This window comes from Kaistella treverensis, from assembly GCF_900114045.1.
GTDB lineage: Bacteria > Bacteroidota > Bacteroidia > Flavobacteriales > Weeksellaceae > Kaistella > Kaistella treverensis.
The window spans coordinates 16,444-35,794 of sequence record NZ_FORQ01000003.1 but is presented as its reverse complement, the minus strand read 5'-3'; the positions used below and the strand labels follow the sequence as shown (position 1 = coordinate 35,794).

15 protein-coding genes are annotated in these 19,351 nt (G+C 39.8%); 7 read left to right on the top strand and 8 right to left on the bottom strand.

The features are described from left to right. Positions 1-3: 3 nt before the first annotated feature. Genes rnc through pyk form a run of 3 tightly spaced genes read left to right on the top strand, consistent with a single transcriptional unit; the run spans position 4 to position 2,651 of the window. Positions 4-768 carry a ribonuclease III gene (gene rnc / locus BMZ55_RS08280; protein ID WP_039341734.1) on the top strand — a complete coding sequence of 255 codons (765 nt, stop codon included), beginning with the start codon at positions 4-6 and terminating at the stop codon, positions 766-768. Next, complete coding sequence (locus BMZ55_RS08275; protein WP_089819960.1) at positions 743-1,213, top strand: IPExxxVDY family protein; 471 nt, start codon at positions 743-745, stop codon at positions 1,211-1,213. Before rnc ends, BMZ55_RS08275 begins: the two co-directional genes overlap by 26 nt. Further along, complete coding sequence (gene pyk / locus BMZ55_RS08270; RefSeq protein ID WP_089819959.1) at positions 1,206-2,651, top strand: pyruvate kinase; 1,446 nt, start codon at positions 1,206-1,208, stop codon at positions 2,649-2,651. Before BMZ55_RS08275 ends, pyk begins: the two co-directional genes overlap by 8 nt. Before the next feature lie 291 nt (positions 2,652-2,942). Here pyk and groL read toward each other — a convergent pair whose 3' ends face one another. From groL to BMZ55_RS08250, 4 genes are all read right to left on the bottom strand, one after another. Further along, the gene (groL, locus tag BMZ55_RS08265; RefSeq protein WP_089819958.1) at positions 2,943-4,565 is read right to left on the bottom strand and encodes a chaperonin GroEL; all 1,623 of its coding nucleotides are present in this window, start codon (positions 4,563-4,565) and stop codon (positions 2,943-2,945) included. A gap of 80 nt (positions 4,566-4,645) precedes the next feature. Next, the gene (locus tag BMZ55_RS08260) at positions 4,646-4,924 is read right to left on the bottom strand and encodes a co-chaperone GroES (protein ID WP_089819957.1); all 279 of its coding nucleotides are present in this window, start codon (positions 4,922-4,924) and stop codon (positions 4,646-4,648) included. Between the two features lie 157 nt (positions 4,925-5,081). Next, entirely contained in the window at positions 5,082-7,451 is a 2,370-nt protein-coding gene (locus BMZ55_RS08255; RefSeq protein ID WP_089819956.1) for a M1 family metallopeptidase, read from the bottom strand. A 158-nt stretch (positions 7,452-7,609) separates the two neighbouring features. After that, on the bottom strand, positions 7,610-8,182 hold the full coding sequence (locus BMZ55_RS08250; RefSeq protein ID WP_089820162.1) for a HupE/UreJ family protein: 573 nt from the start codon (positions 8,180-8,182) through the stop codon (positions 7,610-7,612). Positions 8,183-8,240: 58 nt separating this feature from the next. Between BMZ55_RS08250 and BMZ55_RS08245 the strand changes: the two genes are divergently transcribed. After that, the gene (locus BMZ55_RS08245; protein WP_233701927.1) at positions 8,241-8,744 is read left to right on the top strand and encodes a DUF6702 family protein; all 504 of its coding nucleotides are present in this window, start codon (positions 8,241-8,243) and stop codon (positions 8,742-8,744) included. Here the strand turns inward: BMZ55_RS08245 and BMZ55_RS08240 are convergent. The 3 genes from BMZ55_RS08240 to BMZ55_RS08230 form a co-directional block, all read right to left on the bottom strand. Then, the gene (locus tag BMZ55_RS08240; protein WP_089819954.1) at positions 8,741-9,313 is read right to left on the bottom strand and encodes an acyl carrier protein phosphodiesterase; all 573 of its coding nucleotides are present in this window, start codon (positions 9,311-9,313) and stop codon (positions 8,741-8,743) included. The genes BMZ55_RS08245 and BMZ55_RS08240 overlap by 4 nt on opposite strands. A 65-nt stretch (positions 9,314-9,378) precedes the next feature. Next, positions 9,379-10,725, bottom strand: a complete 1,347-nt coding sequence (radA, locus tag BMZ55_RS08235; protein ID WP_089819953.1) for a DNA repair protein RadA — start codon at positions 10,723-10,725, stop codon at positions 9,379-9,381. 99 nt (positions 10,726-10,824) lie between these two features. After that, positions 10,825-11,352: a YceI family protein gene (locus BMZ55_RS08230; RefSeq protein ID WP_089819952.1), complete on the bottom strand. Its 528-nt coding sequence runs from the start codon at positions 11,350-11,352 to the stop codon at positions 10,825-10,827. Positions 11,353-11,955: 603 nt separating this feature from the next. Between BMZ55_RS08230 and BMZ55_RS08220 the strand changes: the two genes are divergently transcribed. Next, positions 11,956-13,563 (top strand): CTP synthase, encoded by a 1,608-nt coding sequence (locus BMZ55_RS08220; RefSeq protein WP_089819950.1) that lies wholly within the window; start codon positions 11,956-11,958, stop codon positions 13,561-13,563. A gap of 163 nt (positions 13,564-13,726) precedes the next feature. Continuing rightward, on the top strand, positions 13,727-15,535 hold the full coding sequence (gene yidC / locus BMZ55_RS08215; protein ID WP_089819949.1) for a membrane protein insertase YidC: 1,809 nt from the start codon (positions 13,727-13,729) through the stop codon (positions 15,533-15,535). Positions 15,536-15,577: 42 nt separating this feature from the next. Here the strand turns inward: yidC and BMZ55_RS08210 are convergent, their stop codons facing one another. Next, entirely contained in the window at positions 15,578-16,201 is a 624-nt protein-coding gene (locus BMZ55_RS08210) for a ribonuclease HII (protein ID WP_089819948.1), read from the bottom strand. A gap of 135 nt (positions 16,202-16,336) precedes the next feature. Between BMZ55_RS08210 and BMZ55_RS08205 the strand changes: the two genes are divergently transcribed. Further along, the gene (locus BMZ55_RS08205; protein ID WP_089819947.1) at positions 16,337-19,345 is read left to right on the top strand and encodes a SusC/RagA family TonB-linked outer membrane protein; all 3,009 of its coding nucleotides are present in this window, start codon (positions 16,337-16,339) and stop codon (positions 19,343-19,345) included. Positions 19,346-19,351: the final 6 nt, after the last annotated feature.

Sequence of the window (19,351 nt, the reverse complement as noted above, 5' to 3'; positions counted from 1 at the left end):
ACAATGGAGTTACAGAAATACCTTTCTAAATTCCTGGTCAGAAGAAAAAAAACACTTTCGGAAAAAGATTACCATTTAAGCAATGAAATTACCAAAATCATCGGTTGTTCCATTCAAAACATCAATCTTTACCGCGAAGCTTTTTCTTTAAAATCATCTTCGAAATTTAAGCAAAACAACAACTATGAACGCCTGGAATTTTTAGGCGATTCTGTCTTGGGAACCATTATTTCCTGTCATTTATTTGCAACATATCCGCACGCGAACGAAGGATACTTGACGCAGATGAAATCTAAAATCGTAAACCGGAAAAACCTCAATAAGCTTGGTACTGAACTCGGTTTACCGAATTTTCTGCAGAATGATTCGCATACGACTTTAAGCGAAAATCTCGCGGGAAATCTTTTCGAATCGCTTATTGGTGCACTTTACCTGGATTTAGAATACGACACGTGCAGAAGAATTGTGCTCGAACGTTTGCTTACGCCGTCGGAAATCAACAAGCTTGAAAATAAGATCGTAAGTTACAAAGGTTTGCTGCTGGAATGGAGCCAGAAAAAAAAGCTGAGTATCCGTTACGAAACTGTCGAAGAAATTCAGGCAAATAGAAACCTGGTTTTCAGGACGTACGTTTGGCTCGAGAACGAAAGCATTTCTAACGCGACGGAAACCTCTAAGAAAAAAGCTGAAGAAAAAGCAGCACAGCGTGCCTTCTATATTTTAAATAAAAAACAGTGCATCATTGAAAACCCAAAAGATCATCCTTGATATTGACTATGACGACGAAATTACGATCGGCCTGGTCCGTCTCGCAAAGGAGGTCCCGGATTATGAACTTTTTTACCACCTCAACACCTTAAATCCTTTTAGCTTTAAGCGGATTTCCGACCTTATTCTACGCGGCAACATTTCAGATCATTATTTCCCTCGCTTCCGGGCTTTTCACAATTCCACGCAAGTATGCGTTCACTTTATTTCCAACCGTGCTTCGCAGGTAATACAGACCAAAACTTCGCACGAATTATTTTCCGGCGACGAAGATTCCGCGTTTTTGCTGAAAAATTTTCAGGATGTAGATTATATCATAAAGACATCGGAGCCATTTGATGATTTTTCAGTAATTTTGCTCCCTGAAAATCTGATGTTTCAAATTCAGAATTTTCATTTAAGCCCTGACGAAGAGCTTTATCAATTAATTCAATATTATGATTAAATATCTAAAAAAGACCAAAATCATCGCAACACTCGGCCCTGCATCTTCCGACAAGGAAACGATGATCGAGCTGGTAAAAGCAGGTGTAGATGTGTTCCGTATCAATTTTTCGCACGCTGATTACGCTATTGTAAAGAAAAATATAGAAACCATTCGCGAAATCAACAAAGAGTTTGGTCACTCCGTTGGAATTTTAGGGGATTTACAGGGACCGAAGCTTCGCGTTGGCGTGGTTAAAGAAGGTTCTTATTTAAATCCCGGTGATGTTTTAACCTTTACCAATGAGAAAATTGAAGGCGATTCTACCAAAGTTTATATGACTTATCAGCAGTTTCCGAAAGATGTAAAAGTTGGTGAAAGAATTTTGATCGATGACGGAAAGCTGGTTTTGCAGGTTATAGAAACAAACGACATTGACACTGTTCGCGCGAAAACCATTCAAGGGGGACCGCTGAGCTCAAAAAAAGGCGTAAATCTTCCGAACACGAATGTTTCTTTACCAGCTTTGACGGAAAAAGATATCGAGGACGCAAACTTTATGCTCGATTTGGAAGTTGACTGGATTGCATTGTCTTTTGTGCGGCACGCGCAGGACATTATTGATTTAAAGGAAATTATAAAAAATCACCCTACAAACAAGCAAAAAACGCCAATTATCGCTAAGATCGAAAAGCCGGAAGGTGTTCGGAACATCGAACAGATTTTGATGGAATGCGACGGATTAATGGTGGCGCGTGGTGATTTGGGTGTAGAAGTTCCGATGGAAGAAGTTCCGGCGATTCAGAAAAATTTGGTGGCTATAGCCCGAAATTATGCGAAACCTGTCATCATTGCAACTCAGATGATGGAAACCATGATCAATAGTTTAACACCGACCAGAGCTGAGGTAAACGACGTTGCGAACTCGGTTCTTGATGGTGCCGACGCGGTAATGCTTTCCGGTGAAACTTCAGTAGGAAAATATCCGGTTGATGTGGTGCGGAATATGGCAAAAATTGTAAAAAATATTGAGCAAACTAATTTTTACCGAACAAAAAATTCGCCAATTGAGCACGATTTTGACTGCATCGATGAACGTTTTATTACAAATAGAATCTGTCTTGCAGCCGTAAGAATTGCTAAAACCACAAACGTTGAAGCAATTGTAACTTTGACACATTCCGGTTATACCGCGTTTCAAATTTCAGCACACAGACCGAATTCAAATATTGTCGTTTTCAGTTCTAACAAACGCGTAATTACGATGTTGAACTTGCTTTGGGGCGTACGCGCTTTTCATTACGATATGCACAAATCTACCGACGAGACGATTACTCAGGTGAATATGCTGGCGCATACCAACGGTTTTGTTCAGAAAGGCGATTTTGTGATCAACCTGAACGCGACGCCGGCTTATGTAGACGGGAAAACAAACACGCTGAGACTAACTACGATATAATTTTTGCTGTATGCTTTAGGCATTATGCTGTAAGCGATAAACAAAAAATTCCGTGCTTAAAGCACGGATTTTTTTTATTTGCTAAATGCTCTACGCATTTTGCTGTAAGCTTAAAGCTTACGGCTTACGGCTTACGGCTCAAAATTCTTTAAATCTAAAAAATTAGCCGATATAACGGCATATTTTTTGGGTTTGCTAAAACAAAAAATTCCGCGCTAAAAGCACGGAATTTTTTTCTCTGCTATAAGTAAGCTTAAAGCCTATTGCTTATGGCTTAAAGCAGTAAGCATATTACATCATTCCCGGCATTCCGCCACCCATTGGCATTGCTGGTTCATCTTTTTTAACTTCGGTGATTACACACTCTGTAGTTAACAACATTCCGGAAACGGAAGCTGCATTTTCCAAAGCAACACGTACCACTTTAGTTGGGTCAATGATTCCCGCTTCGTACATGTTTACATACTCGTCAGTTTTTGCATTGAAACCAAAATCTGATTCACCTTCCGCAACTTTCGCTACGATTACAGAACCTTCTCCACCTGCATTGATCACGATTTGTCTCAATGGTTCTTCGATGGCTCTTCTTACGATTTTAATACCGGTAGTTTCGTCCATATTTTCTCCTTCGAAATTAAGGGAAGCAATACTTCTTACCAACGCTACACCACCACCTGCAACGATACCTTCTTCTACAGCGGCTCTTGTTGCGTGAAGTGCATCATCTACACGGTCTTTCTTCTCTTTCATTTCTACTTCAGAAGCAGCACCTACGTAAAGTACTGCTACTCCACCAGCTAATTTTGCCAATCTTTCCTGAAGTTTTTCTTTATCGTAATCAGATGTTGTAGTTTCCATCTGAGCTTTGATCTGGTTTACACGACCTTTGATTTGAGCTTCGTCACCGCCACCGTTTACCAAAGTAGTATTGTCTTTATCGATAACCACTTTTTCAGCTGTTCCAAGCATTTCTAAAGTTGCGTTTTCCATAGTGAAACCTCTTTCTTCCGAGATTACAGTTCCGCCAGTTAAAATCGCGATATCTTCCAACATTGCTTTTCTTCTGTCACCAAATCCTGGCGCTTTCACTGCAGCAATTTTCAACGAACCTCTTAATTTATTTACGACTAAAGTTGCCAAAGCTTCACCTTCAACTTCCTCACAGATAATCAATAAAGCTTTTCCGGCCTGCGCAACTGGTTCTAAAACCGGAAGTAATTCCTTCATCGAAGAGATTTTTTTCTCAACCAAAAGAATATAAGGATTTTCAAGCTCTGTTAACATTTTTTCCGGGTTTGTCACAAAGTACGGCGACTGGTAACCTCTGTCGAACTGCATACCTTCAACAACATCTACAGTTGTATCGGTTCCTTTTGCTTCTTCCACAGTGATCACACCTTCTTTACCAACCTTACCGAAAGCTTCAGCGATTAATGTTCCGATGTTATCGTCGTTATTTGCAGAAATTGAAGCAATTTGCTTGATTTTTTCTGATGAATCACCAACTTCTCTGGATTGTTCTTTTAAATTTGCTACAACTGCAGAAACTGCTTTGTCGATCCCTCTTTTCAAGTCCATTGGATTTGCACCTGCAGCTACGTTTTTCAAACCTTCGCGAACGATAGCCTGAGCTAAAACCGTTGCTGTAGTTGTTCCGTCTCCGGCGATGTCATTGGTTCTGGAAGCAACTTCCTTCACCATTTGAGCACCCATATTTTCTACGCGGTCTTCAAGCTCAATTTCTTTTGCGACAGAAACACCGTCTTTGGTAACGTGTGGTGCACCGAATGATTTTTCGATTACCACGTTTCTACCTTTTGGTCCTAAAGTTACTTTTACAGCGTTCGCCAAAGCGTCAACACCTCTTTTTAGAGCGTCTCTTGACTCGATATCAAATTTTATTTCTTTTGCCATTTTCTTTTATTTTTTGCGAGGGAGTAATTTACCTGCGCTTGATTTGTTAATTGTTAATTGATATACTAGAAAACAGAGTGTTACCCAATAATTCCCAAGATATCGCCTTCTTTTACGATCAGATAATCTTTACCATCTAACTTCAATTCGGATCCTGAATATTTTCCGTAAAGCACTTTATCACCAACTTTTACGGTTGTAGGTTCGTCTTTTTTACCGGGACCGGCAGCAACTACAATACCTTCCTGTGGTTTTTCTTTTGCCGTATCGGGGATAATAATTCCTGAGGCGGTTTTTGTTTCAGCAGCGGTTGGCTCTACCAAAACTCGGTCTGCTAATGGTTTAAAGTTTACTGACATATTTTTTAGTTTAAATTATTAATTATACTGCGGTGGTTTTGACGAAAACAATGCCAACGGAGCTTTTGTGCTAATCTGTCACGGCAGAGCCATTTGCAAGAAAATTTGGCAGAAAAAAAGTCACCTCAATGAGATGACTTTTATTAAATTTTATTTTCTACTTTTTCTTTCCGGCTGCCTGCATCGGATTTACTTTTCCGTTTGCAGCGCCACGCGCTGAACCTTCCTGCTTTTGTTTGAAAACCTGAAATTTCGAAGTCGGTTCCGGAATCTCTCCCCAGAAATTATTCGAAGTATCGATGTCAGCAGTTTCACGCATCGGATCAAGCTGAACTGATTTCAGTTTTTTCTTGAAATAATACGTTTTCGACACCTTATTTTCATTTTTTCTCCAGATTTGCGCCGAAGATTTGTCATTTAATTTTGAACCATCTTCGAAAGTGAATTCTAAAATCAGCGGCATTACCAAACCGCCTTTATTTGCGAAATCAATTTGATAAGCGTAAATATCTTCAACTGCAGCTCTTTCTTTTTCCGGCACGGTTTGTAAATTATCGGCCTTAATTCGGTATTCTTTTTTGCTGTCTACTTTTTCCTGGCCGCGGTTGTAACGCCAGTAAAAATCCTGAGTTTCTTTATCCGTGTCCGTATAAAAAGTGATGTTTTTATCTTCTTTATTTCTGATTTTCGAAATATCCACAAAATCATTTTGCAACGGCGGATCAATGGTATAAATGAACTCGCGGTTTGGTGGCAAGGTTGTAAAATCTGGCTTTGCAACTGTCACTTTTTCAATAGCGATATCTACCGGATCAATTCCGTAAAACCAACCTCTCCAGAACCAGTCCAGGTTTTCAGCACTTGCATCGTTCATGCTCCGGAAAAAATCTGCCGGCTCCGGATGCTTAAATGCCCATCTTTTAGAATAGGTTTTAAAAGCTTTGTCAAAAAGTTCGCGACCAACAATCGTTTCACGAAGAATATTAAGTCCTGTTGCCGGTTTTGAATAGGCGTTTGGACCAAATTGAACGATATTTTCCGAGTTCGTCATAATCGGTTCCAGCTGGTCTTTCGGCAATTTCATGTAATCTACAATCGTATGCGCCGGACCGCGACGTGACGGGAAATTATTATCCCATCTTTCTTCGGTTAAATATTCCACAAAAGTATTCAAACCTTCATCCATCCAGGACCATTGTCTTTCATCAGAATTAATAATCATCGGGAAGAAATTGTGCCCTACTTCATGGATGATTACGCCGATCATTCCATTTTTAATTCCTTCGGAATATGTACCGTCTTTTTCAGTTCTCCCAAAATTGAAGCAAATCATCGGATATTCCATTCCGTTTGCGGCTTCAATTGATTGTGCTACAGGATACGGATAAGGAATTGTGAATTCAGAATAAGTTTTAATCGTATGTGCAACGGCTTTCGTAGAAAATTTTCGGTATAGATTATAAGCTTCTTTCGGATACAAACTCATCGCCATTACCTCATTTCTATTTTCAGGAATGGTAACTTTCATTCCATCCCAAACAAATTTTCTGGATGACGTCCAGGCGAAATCACGAACATTTTCAGCTTCAAATTTCCAGGTTTTTCGCTGCTTAGACTTGCTTTTTTCCGCTTTCTTCGCTTCCTCTAAAGTCACAATTTCTATCGGTTCGTTAGCATTTTGTGCCTGTTTCCAACGCGCAAGTTGTGCTGAAGTCAAAACTTCCTCGAAGTTTTTCCCGGAACCTGTTGCAGCCACGATGTGATCCGCAGGAACATTCATTGAAACTTTAAAATCGCCAAAGGCTAAAGCAAATTCACCACGACCGGTAAACTGGTTATGCTGCCAACCGCGGAAATCGCTGTAAACACACATTCTCGGGTACCATTGCGTAATCGTATATAAATCATTTCCGTCTTCCGGGAAAAATTCGTATCCGCCACGGCCACCCATTTCGATGCGGTTCGGGATGTTGTAATTCCAATCTATTTTAAAGGTAATTTTTTCACCTTTTTTCAACACTTTAGGTAAATCGATGCGCATCATCGTTTTATTCACGATGTATGGCAAAGCTTTTCCCGAAGCGTCTGTTACCTTTTCCAGGTTCACACCGAAACCATTATTTTTTGCCGGTAAATCGCTCACTTTTAAATCATCAGACGTTGCTCTTTTAGGCAAAAATGATTCTGAATCATAACCTGCATTTTTTACAGACGACTGCTCATTTTCATCTAGCTGAAGCCACAAATATTCCAAATCATCGGGTGAGTTGTTGTAATAAGTTATGGTTTCCGAACCTCTTAAAATTCTTTTGTCCTCATCCAGATACGCGGTAATATCATAATCTGCACGATTTTGCCAATAACCTTGTCCTGGCGCGCCAGAACCTGTTCTGTAAACGTTCGGCGTTGGCAGAATTGTGCCGAGCTGTTCAAACTTATTGCCGTGATTGCTTGTAGGATTGTTTTGAATGTTCTGCCCGAAAAACACAGTAGAACAAAAGACCAGAGCGAGGAATTTGATTTTCATAGATGCTTAGTGAGATTTCAAATTTAATTATTTTGTGTAAATATTGGTATTTTTTTCCAAAAAACCACGCTGGAACCGAATTTTTTCTGCGGTTTTCGCAAATTCAAATTTTTCGGTGAAGTCAAAATCGAAAAAAAGGGCAAAATAGCCCAGAATTTTTACATCCGTTCCAAAATCATTTGTCCAGAAAGTAAGATTGCAACCACGGAAATTCCGGTGATCCAATATTTTTGCTGAAGTTTCAAGAATTTTGAAAGTAAGAAAAACAGCGTCATAATCAGTACAACAACAGTAATTTGACCGAGTTCCAAACCGATATTAAAACCTAAAAGCGGTACCGCGATGGTTTGTTCCGCTGCCATTGCCATTCGCGCGGTATTTGCGAAACCTAAACCGTGAATCAAACCAAAAAAAAGTGCTAAAACATAATTGATTTGCATCAATTTCTGCCGGTTTTCCCGAAGTAAAATATTGTCCAGCGCCGTTAAAACAATGGTAATCGGAATTAAAATTTCAACTAAAGCTGACGGTAATCTGAACACATCTAAAACACTGAAAGCTAAAGTTATGGAATGACCAATGGTAAAAGCGGTAACCAAAAGCAGGATTTTGCGCCAGTCTTTGTAGAAATACGCCGCCACCAAAACCAAAATAAAAAGTTGATGGTCAAGCGCATCTAAAGAAATAATGTGTTCCCAGCCGAGGTTTAAGTAAAATAAAAAATCAGACATTGTAAAAAAATTTTTACGAAAATAATGATTAATTTCGTCACCTGAAATGCAAAACATAATGCTGAAAAAAATACTGCCCTTTTTACTGCTTTTTTTCTTTTTTACCGCGCCGGCCAAAGAAATTCATCCGTATCACGTTGGCTCGGTAGAATTTAATTATAACCAAAAATCAAAAACTTTCGAAATTACCGGCAAATTTTTTCTGGATGATTTGGAAAATGCCTTGAAAGAAAAATACGGCAGCGCGGTTCATTTTAATGACGCGAAATATAAAAATCAGATCAACGATTATTTGAAAAAATACTGCCATGAATATTTGAAGCTGAAAGCAGACAACAAATTTCTAAAAGTCAATTATATCGGTTTTGAAGAAGACAGTGAAGCCGTAAATATTTATCTGGAATCCGAACCTGTAAATGCACCGAAAAAGGTTGAAACAGCAGTGAGTTTACTTTATAATTTTTTCGATGATCAGATGAATATTATCCATATTATCGTAGCCGGAAACCGCCAAAGCGATAAACTGAATTATCCCAAAAGGTATTTGTACAAAACCTTTTAAAAGCCGGAATTCACTTCATGCACGTGCGCTACAAGGTCCGGAAAAAAAGCGTCGAAATGCCGTTGAAGTTGTGGTTTATTGCTGAGAAAAACTTCGAAAGCGCCTAAACTTTTGTCCAGATATTTCGCTTTATTCAGCACATTCTGCATGGAATATTTAATTCCCCAATCTTGGCGGTAATTGAAAAGCCAATTGTCTTTTTCCATCGCGTCCACCATTTTTAGGAGCTTTTCTGGCAAAAAATCTTCATTTTTCCGCAGCGCCTGATAAACTTTTTCAGCGTGTTTTTTCAACTCTTTTTCCGACAGTGCGTTTGCTAAAAAATAATCCAGCGCCACATCAACGAAGGCACCGGAATATAAACGCACCATGGGACTGAAAATTTTCCGCGCGTAATGAAGTTCCGGATGTGCGTCGGTAAAAGTATCGATTTCACGGTGCAAAGTAATTCCCTGCTGCATTTTTTCGGGATAAGAATAGCGGTCCCGATTCGGAATATAATCCTCCAGAAACTGCCCCACGATCTGCTCGTCGGAAAAAGTGAGGAAAGAATGCGCGAGGTAATTCATGTTTTAAGGATGGAAGATGGAGGTTGGAGGATGAATTGGTAATTATTAATGGTTAATGATGAGTTTTAAAACAAGCTTTCATGAAAATCCTCAATCTTGCTCACTTCCACGATGGTAATGCCGTATTTTTTCTTTGGAATTTTATTAAGGTTTGAAACGAATATTTTTTCGTAGCCGAGTTTTTCAGCTTCGGAAATCCTTTGCTCAATCTGCGGAATGGGACGGATTTCTCCACTCAAACCAATTTCTCCCGCAAAACAGAAATGTTCAGAAATCGCCACATCTTCATTCGATGATAAAATAGAAGCTACCACGGCTAAATCCAGCGCCGGATCTCCTGTTTTTATTCCACCAGTTATATTAAGAAACACATCTTTCGCACCGAGCTGAAAACCCGCTCTTTTTTCCAGAACCGCCAAAAGCATATTCAGTCTTTTGGAATCGAAACCTGTACAACTGCGCTGTGGCGTACCATAAACCGCGGAACTTACCAGCGCCTGGATTTCAATCAGCATCGGGCGGTTTCCTTCCAAAGTCACTGCGACAGAATTTCCGGAAAGTTCCTCGAACTTTTTAGTTATTAAAATTTCCGAAGGATTTTTAATTTCTTTCAAACCCTGCGACACCATTTCGTAAATCCCGATTTCTGCTGTAGAGCCAAAACGGTTTTTACTCGCGCGCAAGAGTCGGAACAAATGATTGCGGTCGCCGTCAAAATTCAAAACCACATCTACCATATGTTCCAAAACTTTCGGACCCGCGATCTGGCCGTCTTTGGTAATATGCCCAACTAAAAAAGTCGGTGTATTGGTTTCTTTAGAAAATTTAATTATTTCATTTGAACATTCGCGGATCTGAGAAACAGTACCGGGTGAACTTTCGATGAGCTGGCTTTGCAATGTTTGTATGGAATCGATAATCATAAAATCCGGCTGTAATTTCTTCGCCTCATGAAGAATTTTTTCCACCGAAGTTTCGGTAAAAAGATAACAATTCGGGTTTTGAAGTTCCGTCAGTCGGTCCGCACGCATTTTGATTTGTGAGGCACTTTCTTCGCCGGAAACGTAGAGAATTTTCTTATTCATTTTCAGCGCCAGCTGCAGCAGTAATGTCGATTTTCCGATGCCGGGCTCGCCGCCAATCAGGGTTACGGAACCCAGGACAATGCCGCCGCCCAAAACCCGGTTCAATTCCTCAGAAGGCGTTGTAATACGCGGTTCTTCCTCCGTTTGAACCTCTATAATATTGATAATATGCTGCTTCGATTTCTCCGTAAAAGTTTTCGCGGGAGATTTCTCTACAATTTCTTCAACCAGAGTATTCCACTCGCCACAATTTTTACACTGCCCGAGCCACTGCGGATATTGTGAGCCACAGTTTTGACAGAAATATGCCGTTTTCACTTTTGCCATGTTGCGAATTTCCTTCTTTTTTTTGGATAATTAAATTTTTACAAAAAAAAGAACCGCTGGAAAGCGGCTACTTTTTATTGAAGAATATTTCTTGTTTGATTAGTTCGCAACAATATTTACAGTCACTTTAATTGCATCACCGGTTTTTACTCCCATGAAACCAGGTCTTTCCATACCGTAAGTTGAAAGTTTCATATTTTCAGTCCCGGTTATATGATAAGATTTACCGTTTTTAGTTACTGTTACAGGGAAATTCACCTCTTTGGTAACACCTGCTATCGTCATTTTACCTGCCAAATTTCCTTTTCCAACTGATAATGTAGGTGCGGTAAAAGTAATGTTAGGATACTTATCTGATTTCAGCGCTCCATATGCTTTGTTATCCATCATTTTTCCTTTGGTGCTTTTGAGGCTTTTTGTCGGCATTGTGAATTTTACATTGGTGATGGTGTTTCCGTCTACAGTTCCTGTAAAGGTTGCAGATGACCCATTCATCACCCAGTCATGCACTGGTGAAGTTCCTTCGATATTTACAGTTGTAGATTTTCCTGTGATGTTTTGAGCATTTACCAATCCAGTAAGGGTAACAGCAAATAAAACCAAAATGGATTTCAATGTGTTTTTCATTTTTTTAATTTTTTACAGTCACTTCATTGTAACTGTGTGTAGGACAAAATTCCTTTGGTGAAGTTAAATCACTTTCGGCCACATTCGTATGACAACTGTCAGGTTTACGTTTTTAGCGTATCATATTGACCAATTCCTTTTTTTAGGGCAGATTATGGAAATTTTTTGCGCGCAGTAATTTTGAAAAAAAATGCCAAAATAGCAGCAAATTTTTTTGGTGCGAATGCAGGGATTTTTGAAAAGGAAAAAGTGAAAAGGAAAAAGGAAAAAGAAATTTTTTAGCGCACAAACAGTTTTTTGCGTGGCACATTGATCTGTGAAAATCTGTTAACGAAGACTTTCCGCAACTAAAAAATTCGGCGTTAAATGAGCATTTTTTCTTGATTTTGCATGCGAAGTAATTTTAAAAAAAAATGCCGAAAGCAGCATATTTTTTTTCCAGCGAAGTATTTCTAGCCCTGATTGCAGCGGCATCCTTTTTTGACGAGGAACGAGGAGAAAAAGATACAGCGGAAAGCAGGTTCCCGGCTCCTTAAAAATATTTAGCAGCGCTTTAGTTGCGCCACGTTGCAAATTCCCTTAACTTTGCCCAAACCTAATCTAATGAGTAAAAAGAACACGAAATACATCTTCGTAACGGGCGGTGTAACTTCTTCTTTAGGCAAGGGAATCGTCTCGGCATCGCTCGGCTTACTGCTGAAATCGAGAGGTTTTAATGTCACCATCCAAAAACTTGACCCTTATATAAATATCGATCCCGGAACGCTGAATCCGTACGAACACGGCGAATGCTACGTGACGGAAGATGGCGCGGAAACCGACCTCGACCTGGGCCACTACGAAAGATTTCTGGATTCTAAAACTTCGCAAAATAATAATGTAACAACCGGTAAAATTTACCAAACCGTAATTGAAAAAGAGCGCAAAGGTGATTTTCTGGGGAAAACCGTGCAGGTAATCCCGCATATTACAAACGAAATCAAGCGCCGCATAAAAATTCTGGCGAAACAGAACTACGACATCATCATCACTGAAATTGGCGGTACGGTGGGCGATATTGAATCACTGCCGTACATCGAAAGTGTACGACAGCTGAAATGGGAACTGGGCGAGCAAAATTCTATGGTGATTCACCTGACTTTGCTGCCGTATTTGGCCTCAAGCGGAGAACTGAAGACGAAACCCTCGCAACACTCGGTACGCCAGCTGATGGAATCGGGAATACAAGCCGACGTTTTGGTTTGCCGTACGGAGCACATTATCCCGAAAGAGCAGCGCATGAAACTGGCGCAGTTTTGCAACGTGCCGCTGGAAAACGTGATTGAATGTAAAGATTTGGAAACCATTTACGAAGTTCCGCTTTATTTGCAGAAACAGGATTTCGACGATGTAGTATTAAAGGAATTGAACCTGAAATCTGAAAAAGAAGCCGATCTGAAAGACTGGAAAAGCTTTTTGAAAAAATATAAAAACCCGAAAAGATCGGTGGAAATCGCGCTGATTGGAAAATATGTTTCCTTGCAGGATTCTTATAAATCCATCGCGGAAGCCTTTATCCACGCTGGTGCCGATATGGAAACCGAGGTGAAAATCCGTTGGGTGTACAGCGGTGAGCTGACGGAAGAAAATATCGCCGAAACTTTGCAGGGAATTGACGGAATGCTGATTGCGCCCGGATTTGGTGACCGCGGAATTGAGGGAAAAATTGCAGCCGCGAAATTCGCGAGAGAAAATAATATTCCGCTTTTGGGAATTTGTTTGGGCATGCAGATTATGACGATTGAATTTGCGAGAAATGTCTTGGGTTACCAGAAAGCCAATTCGATGGAATTTGATACTTCTACACCGGAACCTGTAATTTCCCTGATGGAAGACCAGAAAAATGTGGTGGAAAAAGGCGGAACAATGCGCCTTGGTGCCTGGAAATGCGCGCTGAAAAGCGGCTCTAAACTGAATGAAATTTATGGTACAAAAAATATTTCGGAAAGACATCGACACCGTTATGAATTCAATTCTGAATATAAAGAGGAATTCGAGAAGAACGGTTTAATTCCTACCGGTTTTAATCCGGAAACAGAACTGGTAGAAACCATTGAGTTGAAAGATCATCCGTTTTACATCGGGGTACAATATCACCCGGAATACAAAAGTACGGTTGCCTCGCCGCACCCTTTGTTCAAGGCGCTCATCAAAGCTTCCACGAAAAAATAATCAGCAGGAGATAAAGGACAAATGTTTTTTATCTCTTGTTTTTTAAATGAATAGGTAAAATCTTCTTGATTGCCAAAAATTTCAGTATTTTTGCCACCTAAAATTATTGGGCGTTAAAAAGACTTTTTTTTGAGCTTTATAATTCAATTCCAAATAAATTAAAATGCAGCAAAATAACGGTTTAGATAAAAACCAACTGATCAGTTTCGTTTTGTTTTCGATGCTTATCATCGGCGCCATGTTTTATTTCCAAAATAAAAATGCGCAGGAACAGCAATTAAAAGAGGCGCAAAATACAACGCAGGCAGCACCGGCGGCTCCTAATGCTACAAAACCTGCTGTTGTTGCAAACCTAAACGACAGTGTACAGGCAACTTCAATTCAGCAAGTTCAGTTAAAAAATAAAGAGTTGACGGTTTCTATTTCAACTTTGGGTGGGCAGCTTTCTACCGTGGAGCTGAACGAGTACAAAGCGTACAACAAAAATACGGATGTAAACGACAAAAAATTACTGCTTTTTGACCAGAATAATTCTTCATACGGATTTCAGTTTAAAGATAAAACGGGTAAAATATTTAGCACTAAAGATTTAGTTTTCACGCCGACACAAAACGGAAATACCGTAACGATGCAGGCTAATGCAAACGGCGCTGTGATCCAATTCATTTATACGTTGCTTGGAAAATACACGATAGATTTTAATGTGAAAACCCAAGGTTTATCACAATTGGTTTCTGACACGAAAGCTGATTTTGTTTGGGATTTCACCGCAAGACAGCATGAAAAAGGACGTTCGCAGGAACAAACGCATACGGAATTTAATTACGTTTTCGATAATTACAGTAGTTTTGATTACGACGGAAGAACCACAATGGAGGAACCGGACGAAACCCTAAACTGGTTGGCTATAAAACAGCAGTTTTTCGCGATGGTGATAGAGCCGCAAAACGGTTTTAAAAACTCGCAGGGCAGTCAGGACATGATTGACGAAGGCGATTTTCTGAAAAAATTTAATTTTAACGGTCAGGTTGATTTGGCCGGCGGTGAAATGAGCCAGAATTACAAATGGTATTTCATGCCTTTGGATTTGCCTTTATTAAAATCTTACGACAAAAACTTCGATGAATTGCTTCCACTGGGTTGGTCGTTCATCGGAACTTTAAACCGATGGTTTTTCATCCCGATGTACAATTTGATTTCAAGTTGGGGATTAGCTGCAGGTTGGGTAATTTTCCTGATGACAATCATCGTGAAAATTATTTTGTCGCCGGTAATGTTTAAGCAGCATAAGCTGAGCGCGATGATGCGCGTAATTCGTCCTGAAATAGATGAGGTGAATGCGAAATACAAAGACGCCGACCCGATGAAAAAGCAGCAGGAAACCATGGCGGTTTACCGGAAAGCCGGAGTAAACCAAATGGCGGGCTGTTTGCCGGGACTTTTACAGGTGCCGATTTTCTACGCCCTATTCCGCTTTTTCCCAAATATGATCGATTTAAGGGGTAAAAGTTTTTGGTTTGCTAAGGATTTAACTGCGTATGATGACGTAATTAAACTTCCGTTTTCAATTCCATTATTAGGAGATCATTTAAGCATATTTGCGATTGCGTGTACCGTGGTGATTTTAATTTACACCGTAATGACGGCGGGGAATATTCAGCAGCCAACTCAGGAAGGTATGCCGAATATGAAAGTGATTATGTACATTTTCCCGATTACTTTCCTTTTCTTCCTTAATACCTCCGCATCCGGACTTTCGTGGTATTACTTCGTATCGAATGCGATTAATATTTTAATCATTTTAGTCATTAAATATTGGATTTTGGATGAAAAGAAAATTCATGCCCAAATACAGGCGAATAAATTGAAAGAGCCGAAGAAAGAAGGAAAACTTCAGAAAAGAATGCGCGTGATGATGGAAAAAGCACAGGAGCAGCAAAAACTTCAGCAACAGCAGTCTAAGAAGAAATAGAAAAAAACACCAAAAAAGCCGGAAGAAAATCTTCCGGCTTTTTTATGCTTCTAAATATGCTGCTTCCTCTTCCGGCGCCGCTTGGCTATAATCTAAGCGGAATGACCTTCGGTGATGAACAGTTGGCCCAAATTCCATTAATGCATTCTGATGTGCTTTTGTCGCATAGCCCATATTGGTGTTCCAGCCATATTGCGGAAATTCGTCATGAAGTTTTATCATCAGTTGATCACGGTAATTTTTTGCTAAAATTGAAGCACACGCAATTGAAAGAAATATTTCATCACCTTTTATAATACACTGATGTGGAATAAAAGGATAAGCGTGGAACCGGTTGCCATCAACTAATATAAGTTCCGGGCGCGTCGTTAATTGATCTACGGCACGGTGCATCGCGTGAATGCTGGCGTTTAGAATATTGTGTTCATCTATAAAAGACGGCGGAAGTTCCGCAATTGCAAACTCCATTACATTTTCTTTAATATAGGAGTCCAAATCCATTCGGGTCTGAAACGTTAATTTTTTGGAATCATTAACCAAATTTTGCTTAAATTTTTTGGGTAAAATAACAGCTGCAGCTACGACCGGACCGCAAAGACATCCTCTTCCTACTTCATCGCAACCTGCCTCCAGGTAGAGCGATGACCAGCTTTTACGCAATTTCATTTATAGTATCTTTTTAATAATTAAATGGTAATTAAGGTGACAAAAATACAAATTAATTAAGAATTTGTTAACAAATAATTTGGATATATAAATTAAAGTGTGCACTTTTGTTGTAATGAAAAAATTTAATTTGATATGAAGAAACTAACAACAAGCGTTTTAGCTGTAGTTTTGACTGCTTCATTTGCTTTGGTAAATGCACAGACAAGAGATACAATTAAAACACAGGATATCGAAGGCGTCGTAGTTACGGCTTTAGGTATTAAAAGAGAGAAAAAATCACTGGGTTACTCTTCTCAGGAGGTTAAAGCAGACGCTTTAACAGAAGGAACAACCAACACAGGAAACATTGCTTCTCAACTTTCCGGGAAAGTTGCAGGTCTTAATGTTACTACAACCAGTAACTTTGGGGGTTCTGCCAACTTGGTAATTAGAGGGGTTAAGTCTGTAGACGGTGCTGCTCCGTTGGTGGTAATTGACGGGTCGCCTGTTAACAACACCTCTTCACTCTACGGTAATACAGATTACGGTAACGCGCTTTCTGACATCAACCAGGAAGATATCGCTTCAATCAACGTCTTGAAAGGTGCGGCAGCATCTGCTCTTTACGGTGAAAGAGGTTTGAATGGTGTAATTTTGATTACTACCAAAAACGGTAGAGGAAATGATGACGGATCTTGGGGTGTAACCTGGTCAACAGGTGTTCAAGCAGGATTTGTTGATAAAAGCACCTTTGCTGAATACCAAGACAAATACGGCGCTGGATACGATACTACCTTCTATACCGAAAATCCTGCACCAGACGGAAATTTCTATGCAAACTTTGCAGAAGATGCTTCTTGGGGACCAAGATTCAACCCGAATCAGTTGGTTTACCAATGGGAATCTTTGGATCCGACTTCACCAACATATGGTAAAGCGACTCCTTGGGTAGCTGGTAAAAACACTCCAATTGAATTTTTCGAAACACCTTTCACTTTCTCGAATACTGTTTCATTGCAAAAAGGCAATCAAAACTCAAACATCTTGTTTTCTTATGATAACATGACGCAAAGTGGAATAATGCCGAACTCTAAACTTTCCAAAAACACCTTCTCTTTAAAAGCAAATTACGATTTTACAGAAAAGCTTCACGCATCATTCTACACAACATTAACTTTACAAGATACAAAAGGTAGAGCAATCGGAGCGTACAGTGACAATATTATGTCTGGTTTCAGACAATGGTGGCAAACCAACGTAGATGTATTATCGCTAAGAGATGCTTATTTCAGAAACATTGCGAATCCGGTAGAAGCTAACAATTACGGTAACGTAACCTGGAACCCTTACGATTCCAGCAATACGCGACCAATTTTCTGGAACAACCCTTACTTCCAGGCGTATGAGAATGCACCTAGAGACCAAAGAAACAGAAACTTTAATGTTGCGAGCATAACCTATGACTTTACAAAGGATATCAGTGTAATGGGTAGAGTTTCTTATGACAGAAGTGATCTGCGCGTTGAGCAAAAAATGGCAGTTGGTACGCTTGCAACTGGTTTTGGTGCTTCTGGTAACGATGTTGCATCAGGATACGCAAGAAGAGATGTTCGTCGAAGCGAAACCAACTACGATTTGATCGGTAACTATAAATTTGATATTACAGATAATGTAAATGTTAGCGGTATCGTCGGTGGAACTATAAGAAGAAACTACAATAGCAGCCTTTACGCTTCTACAGAAGGAGGTTTGGTAATCAGAAATATCTATAGCCTTGGTAACAGTGCTGCACCTACGTTAGCACCTTCTGAAAGTGAAGTAACTTGGCAAACGAATTCGGGATATGCTTCAGCATCTTTCGATTTCTACAAAATCTTCTATTTAGATGGAACTTACCGTGTTGACCAGAGTTCAACGCTTCCGGGAGGAAACAACGTTTATGGTTACGGTTCTGTCACCGGTGCTTTGATCTTATCAGAATTGATAAAACCAAGCTGGATGAACTTCTGGAAATTAAGAGCAAACTATGCTGAAGTTGGTGGAACAGCAGATCCATATCAGTTAGCATACTACTATGCTCCAGCAGGATTCTTTGGTGATGTAGGTCTTTCCGGAACTCAAACAAGACAGCCAAATGCTGACTTGAAACCACAAAGAGCAAAAGAATTCGAGGTGGGTACTGAAGGTAGCTTCTTCAAAAACAGATTCACTTTTGATTTGGCATACTACAAAACAAAAACCATTAACCAGATCCTTCCTACTCTTCCAATTTCATCAGCGTCTGGGTTAAGCTCAGCTTCTGTAAATGCTGGACAGATTGACAACTGGGGTTATGAAGTTGCTTTAGGACTTGTTCCGATTAAAACTTCAAACTTTACCTGGAATATGGACATCAACTGGTCACAAAACAGAAACAAAGTTGTTGAACTTCTTCATAATGAAGTTTCTGATGTATCCAACGTATTACTTCAAGGATACCAAGGTGGTGTTTCACTTAACGCAAGAGAAGGTGAAGCTTGGGGTACTTTAGTAGGTAGTGATTATGTTTTCTTAAATGGTCAGCCAGTAGTTAATGCTACAACTGGTTATTACTTAAAAGAAAACAACAAGATTATTGGTAATGCAACACCAGACTGGATTGGTGGTGTAAGAAACAGCTTTGATTACAAAGGACTTTCTGTAAGTTTCTTGATCGATGTTAGACAAGGTGGTGATGTATTTTCTACCGATATGTATTACGGTTTGGCAACAGGTTTGTATCCTGAATCTGCCGTAGGTGATATCAGAGAAAAAGGAATTGTTTGGCCAGGTGTAAATCCGGATGGTAGCCCGAATACAACCAATACACGTAACCCTTCAGCATTTGGATCATTAGACGGGTATGCTAGAATGCCTGCAAGCCGTTTCGTATATGATGGTTCATATGTTAAACTAAGAGAAGCTGCTATTGGGTATACCCTTCCAAAAACCATCTTGGCTGGGACTTGGGTGAGAGATGCTAAAGTATCTTTAGTAGGTAGAAACTTATGGATTATCCACAAAAACTTGCCTTATGCAGACCCTGAAAACATGGTCGGCGGTGGCCTAAGTTCATACGGATGGTCAATCGGTTCTCTACCAACAACAAGAGATATCGGATTAAATGTTACTTTAAAATTCTAAGATTAC

Excerpts from the sequence above, each read along its gene's own strand:
- rnc (WP_039341734.1), top strand. The coding sequence starts at position 4 with ATGGAGTTACAGAAATACCTTTCTAAATTCCTGGTCAGAAGAAAAAAA.
- pyk (WP_089819959.1), top strand. The coding sequence starts at position 1,206 with ATGATTAAATATCTAAAAAAGACCAAAATCATCGCAACACTCGGCCCT.
- groL (WP_089819958.1), bottom strand. The coding sequence starts at position 4,565 with ATGGCAAAAGAAATAAAATTTGATATCGAGTCAAGAGACGCTCTAAAA.
- BMZ55_RS08260 (WP_089819957.1), bottom strand. The coding sequence starts at position 4,924 with ATGTCAGTAAACTTTAAACCATTAGCAGACCGAGTTTTGGTAGAGCCA.
- BMZ55_RS08255 (WP_089819956.1), bottom strand. The coding sequence starts at position 7,451 with ATGAAAATCAAATTCCTCGCTCTGGTCTTTTGTTCTACTGTGTTTTTC.
- BMZ55_RS08250 (WP_089820162.1), bottom strand. The coding sequence starts at position 8,182 with ATGTCTGATTTTTTATTTTACTTAAACCTCGGCTGGGAACACATTATT.
- BMZ55_RS08245 (WP_233701927.1), top strand. The coding sequence starts at position 8,241 with ATGCTGAAAAAAATACTGCCCTTTTTACTGCTTTTTTTCTTTTTTACC.
- BMZ55_RS08240 (WP_089819954.1), bottom strand. The coding sequence starts at position 9,313 with ATGAATTACCTCGCGCATTCTTTCCTCACTTTTTCCGACGAGCAGATC.
- radA (WP_089819953.1), bottom strand. The coding sequence starts at position 10,725 with ATGGCAAAAGTGAAAACGGCATATTTCTGTCAAAACTGTGGCTCACAA.
- BMZ55_RS08230 (WP_089819952.1), bottom strand. The coding sequence starts at position 11,352 with ATGAAAAACACATTGAAATCCATTTTGGTTTTATTTGCTGTTACCCTT.
- BMZ55_RS08220 (WP_089819950.1), top strand. The coding sequence starts at position 11,956 with ATGAGTAAAAAGAACACGAAATACATCTTCGTAACGGGCGGTGTAACT.
- yidC (WP_089819949.1), top strand. The coding sequence starts at position 13,727 with ATGCAGCAAAATAACGGTTTAGATAAAAACCAACTGATCAGTTTCGTT.
- BMZ55_RS08210 (WP_089819948.1), bottom strand. The coding sequence starts at position 16,201 with ATGAAATTGCGTAAAAGCTGGTCATCGCTCTACCTGGAGGCAGGTTGC.
- BMZ55_RS08205 (WP_089819947.1), top strand. The coding sequence starts at position 16,337 with ATGAAGAAACTAACAACAAGCGTTTTAGCTGTAGTTTTGACTGCTTCA.